We start from the raw sequence: 260 nt of genomic DNA on the forward strand, positions 1-260 counted from the left end.
ATTAAGCAAAGCATCTAAAGAGATAATGCGATCAATTGCTCTAAGCTCTAGTTCAGCTCTTACCTATTCTTGTTGTGTTTCAGAATTAAGTTGTTTGCCTTTTTCATACATACGCGCCATTTTGCCCGAACGTCTAGAGCCTACATATAATGTATTACCCGCATCGGCCACCATGTCATAGCGTTTTTGCCAACCATGTTTATCTCTATATTCTTTTTGTTGTTCTTTACTGAGCTTTTGTAATTTACCCGCTTGAATAA

The 260-nt window shown here is 37.3% G+C and carries 1 protein-coding gene; it reads right to left on the reverse strand.

The window, feature by feature from the left end; all coding sequences use genetic code 11:
* Positions 1–63: 63 nt before the first annotated feature.
* A partial coding sequence (locus CJF42_RS25845; RefSeq protein ID WP_170940782.1) for a replication initiation factor domain-containing protein occupies positions 64–260 on the reverse strand: 197 nt, incomplete at its 5' end.

It is taken from the genome of Pseudoalteromonas sp. NBT06-2 (assembly GCF_002276045.1).
Lineage (GTDB): Bacteria > Pseudomonadota > Gammaproteobacteria > Enterobacterales > Alteromonadaceae > Pseudoalteromonas.